The 18,668-nt window shown below is 44.1% G+C and carries 16 protein-coding genes and 1 pseudogene; 11 read left to right on the forward strand and 6 right to left on the reverse strand.

The window, feature by feature from the left end:
• Positions 1-137 precede the first annotated feature (137 nt).
• Positions 138-1,571 (reverse strand): amidohydrolase family protein, encoded by a 1,434-nt coding sequence (locus AB4583_RS06275; protein ID WP_372116803.1) that lies wholly within the window; start codon positions 1,569-1,571, stop codon positions 138-140.
• Between the two features lie 176 nt (positions 1,572-1,747).
• Between AB4583_RS06275 and AB4583_RS06280 the strand changes: the two genes are divergently transcribed.
• Positions 1,748-3,019 (forward strand): amino acid deaminase, encoded by a 1,272-nt coding sequence (locus AB4583_RS06280; protein WP_372116805.1) that lies wholly within the window; start codon positions 1,748-1,750, stop codon positions 3,017-3,019.
• Between the two features lie 173 nt (positions 3,020-3,192).
• A complete protein-coding gene (locus AB4583_RS06285; RefSeq protein ID WP_017062019.1) occupies positions 3,193-4,056 on the forward strand; it encodes a MurR/RpiR family transcriptional regulator in 864 nt (287 codons plus the stop codon).
• Here AB4583_RS06285 and AB4583_RS06290 read toward each other — a convergent pair.
• The gene (locus AB4583_RS06290) at positions 4,053-4,592 is read right to left on the reverse strand and encodes a hydrolase (RefSeq protein WP_372116807.1); all 540 of its coding nucleotides are present in this window, start codon (positions 4,590-4,592) and stop codon (positions 4,053-4,055) included. The two genes, AB4583_RS06285 and AB4583_RS06290, sit on opposite strands and share 4 nt — an antisense overlap.
• Before the next feature lie 192 nt (positions 4,593-4,784).
• On the opposite strand from AB4583_RS06290, the gene AB4583_RS06295 reads away from it, so the two are divergent.
• The 6 genes and pseudogenes from AB4583_RS06295 to AB4583_RS06320 all read left to right on the forward strand — a co-directional run bounded on the left by AB4583_RS06295 (position 4,785) and on the right by AB4583_RS06320 (position 10,032).
• Positions 4,785-5,354, forward strand: coding sequence for a porin family protein (locus AB4583_RS06295; protein WP_372116809.1), 570 nt, complete (start codon positions 4,785-4,787; stop codon positions 5,352-5,354).
• Between the two features lie 233 nt (positions 5,355-5,587).
• Positions 5,588-7,210 carry a phosphoethanolamine transferase gene (locus tag AB4583_RS06300; RefSeq protein WP_017070156.1) on the forward strand — a complete coding sequence of 541 codons (1,623 nt, stop codon included), beginning with the start codon at positions 5,588-5,590 and terminating at the stop codon, positions 7,208-7,210.
• Positions 7,211-7,536: 326 nt separating this feature from the next.
• On the forward strand, positions 7,537-8,472 hold the full coding sequence (locus tag AB4583_RS06305) for a CorA family divalent cation transporter (RefSeq protein ID WP_017062015.1): 936 nt from the start codon (positions 7,537-7,539) through the stop codon (positions 8,470-8,472).
• The gene (locus AB4583_RS06310; protein WP_017070158.1) at positions 8,472-9,047 is read left to right on the forward strand and encodes a mechanosensitive ion channel family protein; all 576 of its coding nucleotides are present in this window, start codon (positions 8,472-8,474) and stop codon (positions 9,045-9,047) included. Before AB4583_RS06305 ends, AB4583_RS06310 begins: the two co-directional genes overlap by 1 nt.
• Positions 9,048-9,065: 18 nt before the next feature.
• Positions 9,066-9,265: pseudogene (locus tag AB4583_RS06315) on the forward strand (AraC family transcriptional regulator); the annotation flags it as partial.
• A gap of 134 nt (positions 9,266-9,399) precedes the next feature.
• Positions 9,400-10,032 (forward strand): triacylglycerol lipase, encoded by a 633-nt coding sequence (locus tag AB4583_RS06320; protein WP_017070159.1) that lies wholly within the window; start codon positions 9,400-9,402, stop codon positions 10,030-10,032.
• Between the two features lie 151 nt (positions 10,033-10,183).
• On the opposite strand, the gene AB4583_RS06325 is transcribed toward AB4583_RS06320, so the two are convergent.
• Positions 10,184-11,158 carry an arginine deiminase-related protein gene (locus tag AB4583_RS06325; RefSeq protein ID WP_372116811.1) on the reverse strand — a complete coding sequence of 325 codons (975 nt, stop codon included), beginning with the start codon at positions 11,156-11,158 and terminating at the stop codon, positions 10,184-10,186.
• Positions 11,159-11,744: 586 nt separating this feature from the next.
• On the opposite strand from AB4583_RS06325, the gene AB4583_RS06330 reads away from it, so the two are divergent.
• Both AB4583_RS06330 and AB4583_RS06335 read left to right on the forward strand, forming a co-directional pair.
• Entirely contained in the window at positions 11,745-13,595 is a 1,851-nt protein-coding gene (locus AB4583_RS06330; RefSeq protein WP_017065156.1) for an ABC transporter ATP-binding protein, read from the forward strand.
• Positions 13,596-13,881: 286 nt separating this feature from the next.
• On the forward strand, positions 13,882-14,586 hold the full coding sequence (locus AB4583_RS06335) for a hypothetical protein (RefSeq protein WP_017065155.1): 705 nt from the start codon (positions 13,882-13,884) through the stop codon (positions 14,584-14,586).
• A gap of 108 nt (positions 14,587-14,694) precedes the next feature.
• Here the strand turns inward: AB4583_RS06335 and AB4583_RS06340 are convergent, their stop codons facing one another.
• Positions 14,695-15,183, reverse strand: coding sequence for an Lrp/AsnC family transcriptional regulator (locus AB4583_RS06340; protein WP_004732526.1), 489 nt, complete (start codon positions 15,181-15,183; stop codon positions 14,695-14,697).
• A gap of 278 nt (positions 15,184-15,461) precedes the next feature.
• Between AB4583_RS06340 and AB4583_RS06345 the strand changes: the two genes are divergently transcribed.
• On the forward strand, positions 15,462-15,632 hold the full coding sequence (locus AB4583_RS06345) for a hypothetical protein (protein WP_017070161.1): 171 nt from the start codon (positions 15,462-15,464) through the stop codon (positions 15,630-15,632).
• 644 nt (positions 15,633-16,276) lie between these two features.
• On the opposite strand, the gene putP is transcribed toward AB4583_RS06345, so the two are convergent.
• Together putP and AB4583_RS06355 are read right to left on the reverse strand one after the other, a co-directional pair.
• Positions 16,277-17,767, reverse strand: a complete 1,491-nt coding sequence (gene putP / locus AB4583_RS06350) for a sodium/proline symporter PutP (protein ID WP_029235685.1) — start codon at positions 17,765-17,767, stop codon at positions 16,277-16,279.
• Positions 17,768-17,952: 185 nt separating this feature from the next.
• The gene (locus tag AB4583_RS06355; RefSeq protein ID WP_004736898.1) at positions 17,953-18,657 is read right to left on the reverse strand and encodes a hypothetical protein; all 705 of its coding nucleotides are present in this window, start codon (positions 18,655-18,657) and stop codon (positions 17,953-17,955) included.
• Positions 18,658-18,668: the final 11 nt, after the last annotated feature.

An 18,668-nucleotide genomic window follows, 5' to 3' on the forward strand; every position in this document is an offset into this window, starting at 1 on the left:
CTTAAGGTTCTGTCTATGAACGTTTAATAGTCATTTTTTAACTCCACTTCTTTATAGATAATATTGGTTCTGTTCCAATATATTTAAATTAATTCGTCGTTTTCTTATTACTGTATATCTAATAAAATAATTAAATTCTAATTACGGTAAATAAAAACGCCTGAACGATTATTTTTCACTTTTCCTTTTTGGTAAGTTAACTCACCATTTACAAATACACTTTCGATTCCCTCAGCAACTGACATAGGATTTTCAAATGTTGCTGTGTCTTTAATATTCTTTGGGTCAAATAAAACTAAATCGGCAAATGCGTCTTGGCGAATCTCACCTCTTCCCGCGAGGTTATAGCGCTTCGCAGACATTCCGGTCATTTTGTGAATCGCTTCTGGCAGCGCAAACAGTTTTTCCTCTCGGCAGTAATGACCTAAGACTTTCGGGAAGGTGCCCCACAATCTTGGATGTGGATGCGGGTCATTTGGTAAACCATCAGAACCAACCATGGTCAGCTTGTATTTCAATACGCGCTTTACGTCGTTCTCATCCATGCAGTGGTAAACCGCACCGGCTGGTTGAAGCGCTTTTGCTGCGTCCATCAGTGGTAGGTTCATCTCATCAGCAATCTGCTTAAGCGTTTTGCCTGCATGTTCAGGCTTTGCTTTAGACCAAGTGATGAAGATGTCGAAATCGTCTGTCACCTGTTTCAGATCTAATGTCGAAGAGCTCGCTGAGTATGGATAGCAGTCGCAAGACACATCTTGGTGCTCTGAAACCTTGTCCATCAAATCAAGCACTTCAACGGTTCTGCCCCAGTTACCTGCACCTGCACATTTAAGGTGAGAGATAACAACCGGTACTTTCGCGTATTGCCCAGTCTCAAACGCTTCTTCCATCGCGCTTAAGATCTCTTCGAATTCGGTACGCATATGCGTGGTATAGATGCCGTCATGGCTAGAAAGCACTTTCGCTAACTGCATCACTTCGTTGGCATTAGCTTGTTTCGCGCTGGCGTAAGCCAAGCCTGAACTCAAACCCAGTGCACCCTGCTCCATCGCTAAATCAAGGTTGGTTTGCATTACCGCGATTTCTTCTTCGCTTGCGGTGCGTTGTAGGTCGTCCATCACTTGGTTACGCAGTGTGGTGTGGCCAACTAACGCTGCTACGTTCACCGCTGGTTGCGCTTGCTCTACGGCTTGTGCATACGCGGCAAAGGTTGGGTATTTGAAATCAGCCTGCGCGCCTAATAGGTTCATTGGGTCTGGTGGATCGCCCGCCAAAACCGTTGGCGATGCGCTGATGCCACAGTTGCCAACAATTACGGTTGTCACGCCTTGGCTGATCTTTGGTAGGCAGTCTGGGTAACGAATTACATTGGTATCGTCGTGTGTGTGTACATCGATGAATCCAGGAGCCAATGCTAAGCCTGCTCCCTCAACCAACTGGCTACAATCTTCATGATCGACTTTGCCAATTTCGGCGATTTTTCCATCTCGGATTGCTACATCGGCACAAAACGATTGTTCGCCGGTGCCATCAAACACCTCTACATTTTTAATTATCGTATCGAACAACATTTCTCACTCTCTCAATCCACTCTGTTGATGGAGCTATATTAGAAATCCAGCCGATTATTTTCAGTGACAAAACACACATAATATTTTAATTTGTGTGATAGTTTCTATCACAAAACACATTACAGATATATTTAAACATTAAATAACAACCACTTAAATCATGTTAGGAATCAGCAATGAAAAACCCTGCACAAAAAGATGTTATAAAGTATCAAAAAGATAGTTTCATCTTGACTGAAAAAGGCCAAAAAGGGAGAGCAGTATCACAATCTGAGAACGGTGTTTATCGACTGGTTGATGAAGACATTTCGCTTCCGGTAGCAATTATCAAACAATCAGCGTTGACCAATAACCTGAATTGGATGCAATCATTCGCCGATCATCATCAGGTTAAATTGTCGCCACATGGCAAAACATCGATGACGCCTGATTTCTTCCGTCAACAGCTAGAAAATGGCGCTTGGGGAATTACCGTTGCGACACCTGCACAAGCAGAAATTGCAGCAATGGCAGGCGCAAAAAGAATCATCATGGCTAACCAATTGGTAGGTAAAACCAACATGGCGATCATCGAACAGCTTATTAGTGAGTTCGACGTTGATTTCTATTGCTGTGTGGATTCATCGGTAAACGTGCAGCAACTCAACCAATACTTCGCCAACAAAAAGCAGACGCTAAAAGCTCTAATCGAGTTTGGTGTTCCGGGTGGCCGTTGTGGTTGTCGTTCACCTCAAGAAGTTTTAGAACTGGCTCAAACCATTCAAGATACGCCTGCACTTTCGCTAGCGGGTATTGAGGTGTATGAGGGCGTGATTCATGGCGACAATGCCGAGCAAGACATTCGTACCTTCTTAAACCAAGCGCTGACCTCGGTCGAAAGCCTCGCATCAGACGGTTTAATTACCGGTCAACCTATCATCACTGGTGCAGGTTCGGCTTGGTATGACGTGGTTGCAGAATGTTTAGCGAACCTAACCGATTACTTGGCGATCATCCGCCCGGGTTGTTATGCCATTCACGACACAGGCATCTACCTAGACGCTCAAAGCAAAGTGTTGCAGCGTGCCCAAGTAAACCAAGGTTACGCGTGTGAATTGGGTGGAGATCTGGAATCGGCACTTGAGGTATGGGCGTATGTAATCTCTCGCCCAGAACCGACTAAACTAGTGGTTGGGCTAGGCAAGCGTGATGTGGCCTTTGATGCGGGTTTACCTATTGCCGAACGCGGCTATCGCAATGGCAAAGCTATCTCTGTGAAAGGGCTGACTGCGACCGCCGTGATGGATCAGCATACCTTTGTTGAAACGGACGGCTCTTCTGAGATTGAAGTGGGAGACATGATTGCCTTCTCAACCTCACACCCGTGTTTAACCTTCGATAAGTGGCGCTACATTGCCATCAGCGATGACGACCATCAGGTAACAAACTGGGTGAAAACCTGCTTCTAGTTCGATTTTTCAATAAGCTAGAATCAGCGAAGCAATAAGATATACTAACGGGGCTAAGGCTTAGTTTTTAATGGATTAGTGCTCATAAAAAGCTAAAGAGCTTGCTTCTTACGAGCTAGATTCTTAATAACTAGGTAATAACGATTAGCCCCATCAACAAAGGATCAGGATTCTTGAGTTTAGAAGTAGATATCATTTCACAGATAACGGAGCGTTTTCCCGCTCTTCGTGATGCAGAGAAAAAAGTCGCTAAGCTGATCATGGACGACATTGATTTTGCTGCCAATGCCAGCATCACAGAGCTTGCTGAAAGCGCTCAAGTGAGTGAAGCCACCATTACACGTTTTGCTAAAGCGATCGGTTGCAGCAACGTACGTGATATGAAGATTAAGTTGGCTCAGACGCTAACCGTTGGCCAGCGCTTTATCCTCGAACCGGTTGACCAAACGGGTTATCAAGGTATCTACGAATCGATCAAGCAAAGCCTAGACATCAACCGCACCTTGTTCAAAGAGCAAGACGTTGAAACCGCAGTCAGCTGGCTGCATAACGCCAGACAAATCATTGCTATCGGCATGGGTGGTGGTTCGACTATCGCCTCTCAAGAACTGCAACACCGACTGTTCCGATTGGGCTATCCAGTGGTGTCGTACAACGATGGCTTGATGTCACGTATGGTTGCTGCCACGGCAGATGCCAATGACGTGATGGTGATGATTTCAGCGACAGGCTTTACGCCAGTGATCACCGAAACCGCCGAATTAGCCAAGCAGTACGGACTTAAGATTATTGCGATTACGCCACAAGATACACCGCTAGCAAAAATTGCCGATATCTTGTTACCCATCAAGCATATGGAAACCGATTTCATCTACAAACCATCGGCTTCTCGTTACGCAATGTTGGCACTAGTAGATGTGCTTTCGATGGGAATCGCAGTCAATCACAAGAACCGTTCGCGCGACAAACTGCGTCGCTTGAAAGTTGCGCTCGATTCTTACCGAGGCGGTGGCGATAGACAGCCTCTCGGTGATTAACGAATCAAGGATAGAATGGACTTAAATTCTGGTGCGCGGCAGTCCTTTACCAGTTCATATAAGCTCATTTCCAATCCTGTGATTTGGATACCAGCATCCATTAATCGGCGGATTGCCAGATCCTTGTTGAGCGCCGTTCTTGAACTAATACAGTCGCCAACTACCTGAACATTGTACCCAAGTTCCAACAACCCCATTGTGGTTTGATAAACACAAATGTGAGCCTCAATACCACACACTAACCAAGTATCCACGTCCTTGGCTTGCACCGCCTCAACAAACTTAGGCTCATCACACGCGTTGAAAGTGAATTTGGGTATCGGCTTAGCATCACTCAATAGGTCATTCAGTTCGTCGACCGTAGCACCTAACTTTTGTGGGTTCTGCTCCAAGCTAATAATTGGCAACCCCAAAATCTGCGCTCCTTGAGCTAACTTTCCGCAATTAGCAATCAGCGTATCGCTCTCATCAACAAGGCGTGCGAGCTTGCCTTGTACGTCCACAACCACCAAACCTGTGTTTTGTTTCGTTAGCATGTTTATTCCTTGTTTTAAACAGCCTGACTCACTAAGCAACCTGATGTGTATTTTTTCTACTATGTAACGATTCAGCTTACAAAGCCATACAGTAATACATACAAGACTACGGAATAATACTCACCAACGGTCGAAAGGGCGCAAAATAAAAATTATTGATACTGGCATGACATTTAAGAGTGAGTAACAAAGATGAACAAGATAACGAAATCAGCATTAGCACTGGGTTTAATCAGCACAGTTTCTCTTCCAGCTTTGGCTGCAGGTACTGACGGCGGTGCGTACATTGGTGGCGGACTTAGTGTCTACCAAGATTCTGATACAGATGGTCAAGGTAGCTTAGATTCAGATGGCATGGGCTACAACCTATACGGTGGCTACCAGTTCAACCGTATCGTTGGTGTTGAACTTGGCTACAACGATTACGCAGACTACAAAAAAGGTACAGAAAAAATGTCTCCAACGTCTGTTTCTGTATCAGCAAACCTAGGTTACACGTTCGACAACACGATTCGTCCGTTCGTATTGGCTGGTTTAAGCTCTGTTGACCTACACGCAAATAAGAGCGCTGGTTACGATGATGACAGCGGTACCGGTTTCCACTTTGGTGTTGGTGTTGAATACACGCCAATCGAACATCTAACACTACGCCTAATCTCACAAGCAGACGCAGTGAGTGTTGAGAACGACTACGGCTTTAAGAAAGAAGACAAAACACTTGCCTTCAACAGCATTAGCTTCGGTGGTTCTTACAACTTCTAATGTGATTGAACCACATAGAATAAGCTGAACATACTAATTCACTTTGCTGTTCCACCTTGTCATGAAGGTCACTCAGTAAAGTGAATTTTTTGTTTCTACACGCACTATCGCGTCATTTCACTTTAGCCGGTTTATCGCTCACCATTACTTACTGAGCTTTATGCGTTGATATTAGAGCTTTCTTGGTAGCGAGACTAAAATAAAGGGATAAGAGACGCAGGAAAACAAGACCTATGAATCTACCAAGCTTTAACATGTCGATAAACAAGCTGCCTTTTGTGTTGGCCGTGTATTATCTGCTTGTCGTTAACTTGCCTATCTCACGCGAACTGTTCAATATTCTTAGTGCCTCACAAGCCGAAAGCATTGGGTTTATCATCTCGATCCCATTTTTCTTTCTCGCCGCATTCAACTTTATCTTTCAAGTATTCAACTGGCCGATATTCGCCAAAGCTTTTTTTATCTTGTTACTACTTACTTCCTCTTTAGTCAGCTACAGCATGTTCAACTACGGCATTTTTGTAGACTATGGAATGATAGAAAACGTCTTCGAAACCAACAGCGGAGAGGCTGCTAGCTACCTAAGCAGCTATTCTATTTTATGGTTTGTTCTGATGGGAGGAGTCCCGTCACTGCTGCTTTTATTTACGGATCTTGAAAAAGAATCTTGGAAAGATTTTGCTATTTGGAAGGCGATTGGATTGCTCTCTTCGTTGATTGTCATAGCGATTATTGCTGGACTGTTTTACAAAGATTATGTGTCGATTGGTCGTAATAACTCTCATCTTAAAAAGATGATCATTCCGACCGAATACGTAGCATCAACAGTCAAATACATCAATAACACCTACATCAAACAGCCCATCCCCTATCAAGAATTGGGATTAGATGCTCAACTCAAGCCACAAGCAAAAGCGGCAACCAAACCGACCTTATTGGTGTTTGTGCTTGGCGAAACCGCTCGCGTGTATAACTACCAATATTATGGCTATGAGAGAGAAACCAACGCTCATACCAAGCCTTATAACCCGATATTTTTCTCTGATGTTCAGTCGTGCGGTACAGCCACCGCAGTTTCAGTACCCTGCATGTTCTCGAACATGAATCGCAGCAACTATGATCGCGACAAAGCCTACAACCAAGATAACGTGGTCGACATTATGAACCGCGCGGGCATTCACTCTATTTGGAGAGAACATGATGGTGGGGATAAGGCGGTCGCACATCGAATCAAAGAGATGACGCTCATCGCCAAAGACAGCGACCCATTGTGTAATAACGACGTATGCTACGACACAGCGATGCTAGAGAACTTCGAACAAGATACGCAAGATCTCAAGCAAGATAGCATCATTTTCTATCACATTGCGGGATCTCACGGCCCAACGTACTTTGAGCGTTATCCAGAAGAACATAAGAAATTTACGCCTGACTGCGCTCGTGCAGATATCGAAAACTGTACCAAAGAGGAAGTGGTTAACACCTACGACAACACCATCTTGTATACGGATTTCTTTCTCTCACAGGCTATGCAAAAACTAGAGAAACTCACCGATAAGTACAACGTGGCGCTGATGTACATTTCCGATCATGGTGAATCTTTAGGGGAAAACGGCGTCTACTTACACGGCATGCCTTATTCATTGGCACCGAAAGAGCAAACCCATGTGCCTATGATCATGTGGATGTCTGATGGTTTCGCCGAGCAGAAAGGGATAAACCAAACCTGCTTGAGGAAAGCGGGCAAAGAACAGAGCTTCTCCCAAGACAACCTGTTTGACTCTTTACTCGGCCTAATGGATGTACAAACTAAAGAATACCGAGAGAACCAAGATATCTTCGCTGCGTGTCGCTAGTGCTTTTGCTTATGTAAACCATCGGAAAACTCGAGTTGCCTGAGCAAGCTCTCCGCAACCTCCCCTAAAAAGAAAAGACCTCGGTCTTTTCTTTTTTTTGTCGCTAACATGGAGCCAGAGTGCTAATTTATAACGACGAAACAATGAGCTACATTTAATAGAGACAATAATGGAAGAGTCCGTCGTACTCCAAAGACCAACATGTCTTATTAGACTTCATCTCACTCACATCGCTCATTGAACTTACCACGATTAAGCTCAGTTCAATACCGCGCCTGAATGGCGCCTAATATCAATGTTTACGTCATATCATTAAGGACAAATGAATGGACGCTTTCATAATTTCAAGCTGGCAATTTTCTGAGGGGGTGGCACATGAACACACCACCAGCCCAGCCTCATTCGAGCAATCAACTTGGTATCACTGCCAAAGAGATGCTGACGGTTTGAGAGAATGGCTCCACAGTAATACGGTTCCAAATGCCATCATCGATTCATTACTCACCGATGACACCCGCCCTCGGTTCGAACAATTTGGCCACGACTGTTTTTTGATGATTCTGCGAGGCATTAATCTAAACGAAGGTGCTAACCCTGACGACATGCTTAGCCTACGCATCTTATGGTACAAAGGCACTTTAATATCGACACGTAAAGTTCCTTCAAAAGCGGTCAGTAATCTGATATCTGATCTCAAACAAAACCAAGGCCCTACATCATTACCTGATGTGTTGTTGGGCATGATCCGTGGAATCAACCACAGCATTTCAACCTTCCTAGCACCCGTCGAACTATTAATTGACGAGTTAGAATCTACATCCAATATCGACATAAGATCCATTAACGCTCTACATTCAAGGCTACTCAGACTAAGGCGTTATTTGAAGCCACAGAAATACGTTTTTGAAGATTTAATGAGTGACCTACCTGCGCCATTGAGTAAGCACAACAGTCATATAAAGAACAGCCTTGATACCATCCTGAGAATTAACGAGTCTGTTGAGTTTTACATCGAACAAATTAATGTATTTTTAGCGAGCCTAAGTCAGCAACAAGCTGAAAAAATGAATAGAAATACGTACCTATTTTCTATCATTGCAGGTATTTTCCTCCCTGCTGGGTTTTTCACCGGTTTACTGGGTGTCAATATCGCTGGGATACCCGGAACAGATAACCCGATAGCATTTCCACTATTTTGCGTTGGGCTGCTCGTGGTCATAGCGGCAGAGGTCGTTATTTTGAAAAAATTGAGGTTTATTTAATGGTTGAGTTTTTGCAATCCAATATGTGGCTTAGACAAGTAGTTTTAGGTTTACTTCTTATCACTGTGTATTGGGTGATCAAACGCTTAGGTAAGAACTGGATAGAAACATTAGCGGAAAATAAGCGTGTCGAATTGAAGCGAAAGCAGTTCGTGATTAAGTGTTTCAATATTGTTCTGTTTCTACTCTTCATCGCTGTGTTTACGATTGTTCTTAACTTGGGTTTTGGTGATATTTCTCTGTTCTTGTCTTCGATATTTGCGGTGCTGGGTGTCGCTTTATTCGCGCAATGGTCGATTCTAAGTAACCTCACAGCCAGCGTACTAATATTTTTCGTCTTCCCTTATCGCATTGGCGACAGAGTAAGAGTCGCGGAGAAAGACGAAGACATCAGCGGTGTGATCATCGATATCACCATGTTCCATGTTATTCTTCGACACAGTTCGGGCAACATTATCACCTACCCTAATAACCTGATCCTACAAAAAGGCGTAATCAAAGTTTTGGTTGAACCGGAAGCAAAAAGTGAAGCAGGTGATACTGAGCTAACCAAAACTGAAAATTCAGAATCATAAGATTTACTGGTGCCTTAGATATCGGCAAGTCAAACAGATAGACACAGCGAACTGATTCGTAAGATATTAAAAGAGCTTAGTTCGACATGGATTGCAAAACTTGGCGATAAAGGACATTAGAGAGAAGCTTCAATAAGGTAAAAAGTCTAACACCCAATACTTACGCCAAACAAGGCGGATTAACCATAGATGTGTATGGTGGAGTGAGATCGGACTAACCCAACCTTGCTCTATAACGAACGCTCTGTTTATAACTTACACCTCTGCCTTTTGCGTCTCATTCGTAGCAAGTTTTATTGAGTTTAGAATTGCGACTAAATATACTGGGGACATCATCAGTCGGAGGGCAATAATGAATAATAAAAACAAACACATAGTTTTAATTCATGGTCTGTATATGCCTGCGTTGATCATGCAATATCTAGATAGAAATTTTAAGAAACGCGGCTTCACCACCCATAAGTTCGCCTACAACTCACTGCGCTTTCCTTCCGCAGCAAAACGCCTAAATCGCTTCGTGAATGCGCGCTTTGATGAACACGATAAGGTCTATTTCTTTGGTCACTCACTCGGCGGCTTGCTGATACGTCACTACTTTAAATTCTACCAACCCGACTTTGCAGACACCTGCATCATTACCGCGGGGACTCCACACAACGGCGCAACTATCGCTAAAACGTTGTCGAATCATGGTCTTGGCTTTATCTTTGGCTCGAGCAAGATGATCTTAAGTGATGGCTTGGGTGATTATGATATTGATGTGCCGATTGGCGTGATTACAGGCACCTACGACGCCGGAGTTGGACGTATTGTACTGGGGAAAAACCCGGGCGATGGCACAGTCACACTCGAAGACGCCAACCTGAGAGGAGCAACGGATACTTACGCCCTCAAACTCAACCACACGGCGCTTGTCTACTCCAAAGAAGTCGTAACACTATCGGCTCAGTTCATCGAACACAGAGCTTTTAAGGACGCTTCATAGCTTATTTCCATTAGCTTTTGCGCGTTGACTACTGTATCGAGCTCTGTTCTCTTATATGTGAAAGACAAAAACAAAAATACCACTCTGCGATAAGAGTGGTATTCAAAGATTCATTACTGAAAGTGAGTGCTTGTTATACTTTCTATACTTGTTACAAGCGATTTACTCGTGTTGGTAGGAACACCTCACCCAACATACATCGCACCGAACCACCGCCAATGTCTTCAATCGTTTTCACGTTAAATGGCAGCAGTTTTCCATGCGTCGAAAGCTGAGCTAACTGGGCTGGAGAAAACGCATCGTAAGCCGATTGAGACATCGCGATCACCTTGTCGCCATTCACGGTTTCAAGCTGCAGGATGTTGCCACAGAAACGGTTCATCTGATCAATTGAGATAGAGATAACCTGCTTATCTTTAGCAAGCGACTTCACCACAAAGCGGCGTTCAAACTCTGGGATCACTTCATCACAGATCACGCAGAAATTATCACCAATCGCCATCATCACATTGGTGTGATAAATCGGCTGACCAGACGGCAGTGCTGTTTGGAATGACACCACGCGAGAATAACCAATGCGCTTCGCATAATCTTCTAACACTTCGCGGTCACAACGCTGAGAAAGCGCAGCGTAGATGGTCTTATTGATATGGTCGATCACCATCACGCCAGTACTCTCTAGGTAAGAACCTTGAGCAATGTAAGATTCTAGAGACTCACTGTGGTTAACAATGCGACCAGATGCTTCAAGCGCTTCAATAAGGGCACTTGGCTTCACCTCATTTTGACGGTTTTCACACGCCATAGGGAACGTGAATAAGCTTCCATCACTACAGGTACTAAACCAGTTGTTTGGGAAAACAGCATCCGGCGTTTCAACGCCCAATTCTGGGTAATCAAACTCTACAACTTGCACACCTTCTTTACGCAACGAAGCGACCATAGCCTTAAATTCGGCCATCGTTTCTACCTTCACCTCAGCTTCGGTCAGATTCACTCTGTGCTGAAATTCGTTATCACGTGCTGTTTCTTCGTTAAATTTAAACTCTTTTGGCGGCACCATAACAACGCAATTGGCGTTTTGAACATTAGTAATATGAAGTGATTTTTTGTGTAGGTTTAACATTTCAACCGTCCCTATCTTTTATTTACTTCAGAATTGTAAACAACTTGTTACGATAAGATTCACTGAAAAGAATATTGATTTGAATATTTATCCCAAACAATTACTGCAGATCTTAGATTAATCGGTAATTTTTACTGCAAGATAACAGCACATCAGAAAGAACCAACTGTATGCATATTCGTTAAGTCACTTTATGGATAAATATTCCGATTCCATTTTCTCGCCCATCACGAGTTTTGATTACAATTTAATCCATTTAGCGTTAGGATTATCACCGTTGCATAACAATCAATTACGTTTGAAATCAGCTTAACTTTTCCTGTCTAATTCAATCTAAAATAAGCGTCATGAAAGACACTCTTTGGACCTTTCCTGCATCGCTTAGACAAAGTTTTAGTGTTTTAAAGCCAAGTGCCTAAATAGGCGCTAGAACAAAATCCATCGAATGATTTAATACTGATAAGAACCCATGGGCGCTTATATAATTTCAAACTAAGACAGTTAAATTTCAAATCAAGACTATAAAAACAAAGCTGCACCAACGATGCAGTCGCTTATAGATGCACTAGTTTATAAAGGGAAATCTATGTACAAGAAATTTGAAGGCTTTACTGAAGCCTTTCCAAAGGGAGAGCCGATACAACCTCCTACTGGCATACTGGCATTCTGCCGCCATTACACTCGAGGTTTTGAAAAACCGTTAATCTTGCTCGGCCTAATGAGCATGACCATCGCGATCATCGAAGTCGCGTTGTTCGGTTACATGGGCCAACTAGTTGATTGGCTATCAACCAGCAACCCAGACACTTTCTTAGCAGACAACGAATCGACATTGATGGGGCTCGGTATTCTGCTGTTGGTTGTGATGCCAATCTTGATCAGTGTTTACTCGCTATTGCTTCACCAAACTTTGCTGGGCAACTACCCAATGTCGATTCGTTGGTTAGCACACCGCTACCTTTTGAAGCAAAGCCTGTCCTTCTATCAAGATGACTTCGCCGGACGTGTCGCGACCAAAGTGATGCAAACCTCGCTTGCAGTGCGCGAAACTGTGACCAAGATGGTCGATGTGTTTGTCTACGTGACGGTTTACTTCACGGCGATGCTGTTCATGCTTGCTGAATCAGATTGGCGCTTGATGGCTCCGATGCTGATTTGGCTATTCGTTTACATCGGTATTCAACTGCACTTCGTGCCAAAGCTAAAAGACGTGTCTTCAGAGCAAGCGGATGCTCGTTCACTGATGACAGGTCGTATTGTTGATAGCTACACCAACATCGCGACGGTGAAATTGTTCTCACACAGTAAAAGAGAAACCGAATACGCCGAAGAAGGCATGGAAGGCTTCCTAGATACTGTGCACCGCCAAATGCGCTTGGTAACCGGCTTCAACATCTGCGTGGAATTCGCTAACTATCTATTGGTGTTCAGCATTGCGGGTATCTCTATCTACCTATGGCTAGATAGCGCAATCACCGTGGGTGCAATCGCGATTGCGGTCAGCTTGGCTCTGCGTATTAACGGCATGTCGAAATGGATCATGTGGGAAATTGGTGGTCTGTTTGAGAACCTTGGTACCGTGATTGACGGCATTAAAACTCTGTCTAAGCCTATTGCTATTGAAGACAAGAAAGACGCGAAGCCTCTGGAGGTTCCACAAGGCGGTATCAACTTCGACAATGTAAGCTTTAACTACGGTGAGAATAAGGGGGTGATCAACAACCTAAACCTCAACATCAAACCGGGTGAAAAAGTGGGTTTGGTTGGCCGTTCAGGTGCAGGTAAATCGACCCTAGTTAACTTACTACTGCGTTTCCACGATGTAGAAAGTGGTCGCATCCTGATTGATGACCAAGAGATCTCGAGCGTTACTCAAGATTCTCTGCGTAGCAACATAGGTATGGTGACCCAAGATACCTCACTGCTGCACCGTTCGATCAAAGACAACATTCTTTACGGTCGACCAGAGGCATCAGACGAAGAAGTATACGCGGCAACTAAACAAGCACACGCGCATGAGTTTATCGAAACGCTAACCGACCCGTTTGGCAACATTGGTTACGATGCTCAAGTAGGTGAACGTGGCGTTAAGCTTTCTGGTGGTCAGCGTCAACGTGTGGCTATCTCACGTGTTCTTCTAAAGAATGCTCCATTACTTGTTCTCGATGAAGCAACTTCTGCGCTCGATTCTGAGGTAGAGGCAGCGATTCAAGAGAGCTTGATTGAGCTAATGGAAGGCAAAACGGTTATTGCGATTGCACACCGCCTGTCGACCATTGCAGCGATGGATCGCCTGATCGTACTCGACCAAGGCAATATCGTTGAAGAAGGCACTCACCAAGAGCTGATTACACAAAATGGCATCTATGCTCAATTGTGGAATCACCAGACCGGTGGCTTTATTGCCGATGATCTTGAGCAAGCTACGAACGCTTAATTTTTGTGCTATTTTAAAAGTGCGATGTGATTCACACCAATTTGTTTATTAGCGGTAAATTACACATGGCAGAATGTTATGTCGTAATTATATAATGACATTAACACCAAAGACGCCTCGCTTGCGCGTTCTGGAATAAGGCTAGACTTCGGGGGGAGGCTAGCCTTTTTTATGCCTGCTATTTGGCGCTCTTTGCTACCTGTCCAATAAACTTCATCGATCCTTTTGTTTTTTTCTTGGCGTTTTTTTCTTAAAATGCGCGCAATATTCTTTCTAGAGATCAACCATGAACAAAAGTGTCTTAACTAACGTTATTGCGTTAGCACTGCTTGCTGGCGGCTATGCGACAGCAAACCAATACTTGCTTTACGCAGGCCTATTCGCCTTTTCTGGTGCCATCACCAACTGGCTTGCGATTCACATGTTGTTCGAGAAAGTACCCGGCCTATACGGTTCAGGCGTTATTCCAGCACGCTTTGAAGAGTTCAAGGCAGCCATCAAGCAACTGATGATGGAGCAATTCTTTACAGAAAGTAACATCGACCGCTTCCTAAGCAGCGAGATGACAGGAAAGTCGCTCAATCTAGAGCCTGTGATTCAGAAGATCGACTTTAACCCTGCATTCGACTCACTGGTGCATGTTATCGAGAACTCTCAGTTTGGCGGTATGTTGGCAATGTTTGGTGGCACAGAAGCACTAGAGCCAATGAAAGCGCCGTTTGTTGAGAAGATGCAAGAATCTGTGATTGAAATCAGCAAGAGTGATTCTGTAAAAAATGCCATCAAAGACGAGCTAGAATCGCCTGCGATGATGGATGAAATCAAAGAAAACATTGAGGCGATCATCGATCAGCGCTTGAATGAACTAACACCTAAGCTGGTTAAAGAAATGGTTCAGACCATGATCAAGAAACACCTTGGCTGGCTTGTGGTTTGGGGCGGTGTATTCGGTGGTGTGATTGGCTTAATCTCTGCGGCCATTACGCTTTAAGGCGAACAAATTTATCGGATTGCTCTTTATCTGACGCTCAACAAAAAATGGAAGCTTATTGCTTCCATTTTTTATATCTAAATCACGTTGGTAAGCGAAATTAGGCCACTATTTTAGAGTTGCCAACAACTCAGGGTTCACGCCGAAGCCCTTTTTATGCTCTTCAATCACCACTTCACTACGTGTCTGAATCACACCAGGCAAGGTGCCCAGCTTGGTGGCCATAAACGCTTGGTACGCCTTCATGTCTTTCACTCGAACCTTGATCATGGTGTCAAAGTCACCCGACAGTGAGTAGCACTCTTCCACCTCAGGCATCATTTCCACGGCTTGGGCAAATTTGTCGAAGATCGAAAAGCTAGTCTGATCGAGACGGATATGGATAAAGACTTGAACATCGAGTCCCAGCTTTTCTGAACAAAGCTCAGCATGATAGCCCGTGATGTAGCCCTCTTTCTCCAATCGCTTGAGTCTATCAGAGCAAGGTGACGTCGTAAGGTTGACCTGTTTTGCCAGTTCAACAACAGGTAAACGCCCTTTCATATGCAGAATTCTTAGTATCTCTTTATCGATACGATCGAGCTGATGCTGAGACATAACATTCCTTAAACATTCTAAATTCCGCTCAGTATATTCCATACCAAGTGCAATCGAAGAAAACCTCGCTCACACATTTAAAAACTAAATGCACGGATGATATTCACGCCAGATATAAACACATACAAATAGATAAGAACCCTTATAAATCAAACTCTGGTTATTAACAAATTATTATAGAAATGACCCGATTAACAAATAAGTTGAGCCGGAAACGAAAGAAAGGATATAGGCCAAAGTGAATAATATAATTATCAAAGAGAAAGGATGACTCTATTATGAAAACGCAAGAACTCGCATATAAACCTTACGGTATTGGTTCATGGACACACGTAACGGTATCAAAAGATGTTGCTCAGGCACTAGCAAATGAATACTCAAACTATGGATGGGAAGTGAAGATTGATGGCAATGCCATTGAAGCTGAGCTTGCACTCAAGGCTGCTTAGAAACACAAAAACCTCCTAGCACGGAGGTTTTTTGAATCAAGTTAGTAAGCACTTACTATGAGTTAGGCTAGGCCAACTTGGGGAACAGCACTTCCAGTTTCGCAACGACAATTGCACGTGCGGCAGAAGTGCTGAGTTTCCATATCGTAGTACAGGTTTCCACTAAATAGTTTTGACGTCCATTGCATCATACGGCCAGAAGCTGTCTCGGGCTCTGATTCACAACGTTTCATTATAGACTTATGTAGTGTTGTTTTTTTACATCCTTTGCAATAGAGATCAGGCATACCTTTGTCCTATAGGTCTTTAGTGGTTACTGACAATTGACACATCATGTCCAATTCGGTTCCACAATTCACCGAGCTAATGAAAAAAGTGAGCGCCAAGTTCAAAAAATAGCCATTTTTCTGTTTTATTTTTTGACATCACTCGCCATTGAGTAAGTTGATCTTTCCCTTCTCACGCAAGATCCTACCGCTTCGATTTACATTGTAAACCCCCATTTCAATATCAGAAAACCTCGAATAAACTTAATTTGAAATAAGACAAAGGTCGTACTCACATAAAAAAATAGAGCCACCGAAGTGACTCTATTGTTTTTAGCTCATGTTCTTTGCTAATTCACATCTGTTTTACAATGTAAATTAGTCTAGCTCAACGAGATTCTTCTCGAACTCAGCGTGTTGCTTCTTAACTTCGTCTTCAGGCTCGCCAGTAATTAGGCTCACGATAACGATAGAAAGCGTCGATAGGATGATTCCCGGTACGATTTCGTACACATCGAACCAACCGCCCGTGAACTGCTTCCAAAGAACAATCGTAACACCACCAACCACGATACCCGCTAGAGCGCCGTTACGGTTCATACGAGACCAGTATAGGCTCAACACGATAGCTGGACCAAATGCAGCACCGAAACCAGCCCATGCATAAGATACAAGGCCAAGAACTGAACTGTCTGGCGTCATCGCTAGCACAAGTGCAATCAAAGAGATTAGGATAACCGCGAAGCGGCCTACACGAACAATCTCTTCAGACGTCGCATCTTTCTTAAGTACTTGCTTATACAGATCTTCTGCTAGTGCAGATGAAGATACAAGTAGCTGTGAATCCGCAGTACTCATGATTGCCGCTAGGATTGCAGCAAGTAAGATACCTGCGATTACTGGGTGGAACATCGCGTTCACAAGAAGCATGAAGATCTTCTCGCCATCGTCTAGCTTAGGCGCGCCAGAGTTAGTCACGTAGATTAGACCAACCAGACCTACTAGCATTGCACCAACCATAGACAGAGCAGACCATACCACCGCGATACGACGCGCTGTTGTTAGGTCTTTGTTGCTACGTGTTGCTTTGAAACGAGCAAGGATGTGTGGCTGACCGAAGTAACCTAGACCCCATGCCGCTAGCGAGATGATCGCGATAGCAGAAAGTGGCTCACCTTTCACATCATTCCATAGCGTGAGAAGCTCTGGGTTGATGTTGTGAAGATCAGTCGATAGCTGACCAAGACCACCGTTCATCGCTGCGATTGGTACAATCAATAGCGCAGCAGACATCAGCAGACCTTGAACCAAATCCGTCCAAGATACCGCAAGGAAACCACCAAATAGCGTGTAAGAAACCACACATACTGTACCGATGATTACCGCTGTTGTGTAATCTAGGCCGAATACTGTTTCAAACAATTTACCACCTGCTACCAAGCCAGAACTTGTGTAGAAAAGGAAGAATAAAAGGATAAAGAAAGCAGAAATTGTTTGGATCAGCTTAGAATTATCATTGAAACGACGAGATAGGAACTCAGGTAGCGTCAGTGACTCTGTTGTAATGCTGTAAGTACGCAGACGCTTAGCACTGATTAACCAGTTCGCCCAAGTACCAACTAGCAGGCCACCAGCAAGCCAGAATGCTTCAAAACCAGCAGCATAAGCGTAACCCGGTAGACCAAGTAGTAGCCAACCACTCATGTCTGATGCACCAGCAGAAAGTGCAGCAGGCCATGGGCCTAGCGAACGACCACCTAGGAAGTAGTCTGTCGAGCTAGAAGTACGTTTGTAAGCGATAACACCGATTGCCAGCATCATAATTAGATACGCAATGAACGTCGTCGTTATTGCAAAACTGTTTTCTATCATTTGATAGTCCTCATTTGTAAAAAGCCTTCCATGCCTAATTCAATGCAAGACACTCACCGTAAAGGCAAGCGAGTGCATTGAGTTAGGTATTGAGGCTCCAAGGCACTATGAGTTAAATCCAAAAATGGAGAAACCAAAAAATGGAAACAACCAAAGGAGCTTAGAGCCAATTTTACTGAAGGTTAGTGAGCTTCGCTTCCAAGTTCGAGCAAGGTCGCGTTACCGCCCACGGCTGTTATATTTATAGTTCGCGTACGCTCGGTAATGAAACGCAGCGATAGGTGTGGATCGTGAGCAACATGCATTGCTGTCAGATCCGTTTCAGCTACTAAACTGACGATGGCTCCGTCACGCTTAGCAAGTTGTAAATTGATAGCTTGAGCCGTTTGTGAGTTACCTACGTAACCTGCGCTACGTACATCGCAAGACAGCAGCTGTTGAGCCGCGTCGTACGAAGCAACCTGCACCAAGTTCGTCGGTAAATTCGCTTGTTTCGCTGCATCAGCGATCAAGGTGTTGAATTGCACGTCATCACTGCACAATTGCACGCTGTTACCCGCTAATAGTGCTGCGGTAATCATCGCGGTTGCTGTTTGCAGTGCTGGTTCTTTGTCTTGGCAATCATCAACAATCACCAAAGCCACACCACGTCCTGCAGCATACAGCTCGTTTGTTTCACCAGTCGGGCCAGCCATTAGGTGCTGCTCAGAAAGCAGCGCAGAGGCCTGCTCTAGGTGATAAGTTGCCACTGCCGCCAAAGACGTAGATTGGCTTTCGATCTCTGATTTGAATGCAAGTACCTGAGCACTCTTATGATCAAAATCGGTAAGATTCCATTGTTCCCACGCCAAGAAAGCATCAGAAAAACCTGTCACTTGATGAACCATGATACTGCTCC

It is taken from the genome of Vibrio sp. 10N.222.49.C12 (genome assembly GCF_041475025.1).
Lineage (GTDB): Bacteria > Pseudomonadota > Gammaproteobacteria > Enterobacterales > Vibrionaceae > Vibrio > Vibrio crassostreae_C.

Bases quoted from the DNA above. Each gene is read 5' to 3' on its own strand.
- AB4583_RS06275 (WP_372116803.1), bottom strand. From the start codon at position 1,571: ATGTTGTTCGATACGATAATTAAAAATGTAGAGGTGTTTGATGGCACC.
- AB4583_RS06280 (WP_372116805.1), top strand. From the start codon at position 1,748: ATGAAAAACCCTGCACAAAAAGATGTTATAAAGTATCAAAAAGATAGT.
- AB4583_RS06290 (WP_372116807.1), bottom strand. From the start codon at position 4,592: ATGCTAACGAAACAAAACACAGGTTTGGTGGTTGTGGACGTACAAGGC.
- AB4583_RS06295 (WP_372116809.1), top strand. From the start codon at position 4,785: ATGAACAAGATAACGAAATCAGCATTAGCACTGGGTTTAATCAGCACA.
- AB4583_RS06300 (WP_017070156.1), top strand. From the start codon at position 5,588: ATGAATCTACCAAGCTTTAACATGTCGATAAACAAGCTGCCTTTTGTG.
- AB4583_RS06305 (WP_017062015.1), top strand. From the start codon at position 7,537: ATGGACGCTTTCATAATTTCAAGCTGGCAATTTTCTGAGGGGGTGGCA.
- AB4583_RS06310 (WP_017070158.1), top strand. From the start codon at position 8,472: ATGGTTGAGTTTTTGCAATCCAATATGTGGCTTAGACAAGTAGTTTTA.
- AB4583_RS06320 (WP_017070159.1), top strand. From the start codon at position 9,400: ATGAATAATAAAAACAAACACATAGTTTTAATTCATGGTCTGTATATG.
- AB4583_RS06325 (WP_372116811.1), bottom strand. From the start codon at position 11,158: ATGTTAAACCTACACAAAAAATCACTTCATATTACTAATGTTCAAAAC.
- AB4583_RS06330 (WP_017065156.1), top strand. From the start codon at position 11,745: ATGTACAAGAAATTTGAAGGCTTTACTGAAGCCTTTCCAAAGGGAGAG.
- AB4583_RS06335 (WP_017065155.1), top strand. From the start codon at position 13,882: ATGAACAAAAGTGTCTTAACTAACGTTATTGCGTTAGCACTGCTTGCT.
- AB4583_RS06340 (WP_004732526.1), bottom strand. From the start codon at position 15,183: ATGTCTCAGCATCAGCTCGATCGTATCGATAAAGAGATACTAAGAATT.
- AB4583_RS06345 (WP_017070161.1), top strand. From the start codon at position 15,462: ATGAAAACGCAAGAACTCGCATATAAACCTTACGGTATTGGTTCATGG.
- AB4583_RS06355 (WP_004736898.1), bottom strand. From the start codon at position 18,657: ATGGTTCATCAAGTGACAGGTTTTTCTGATGCTTTCTTGGCGTGGGAA.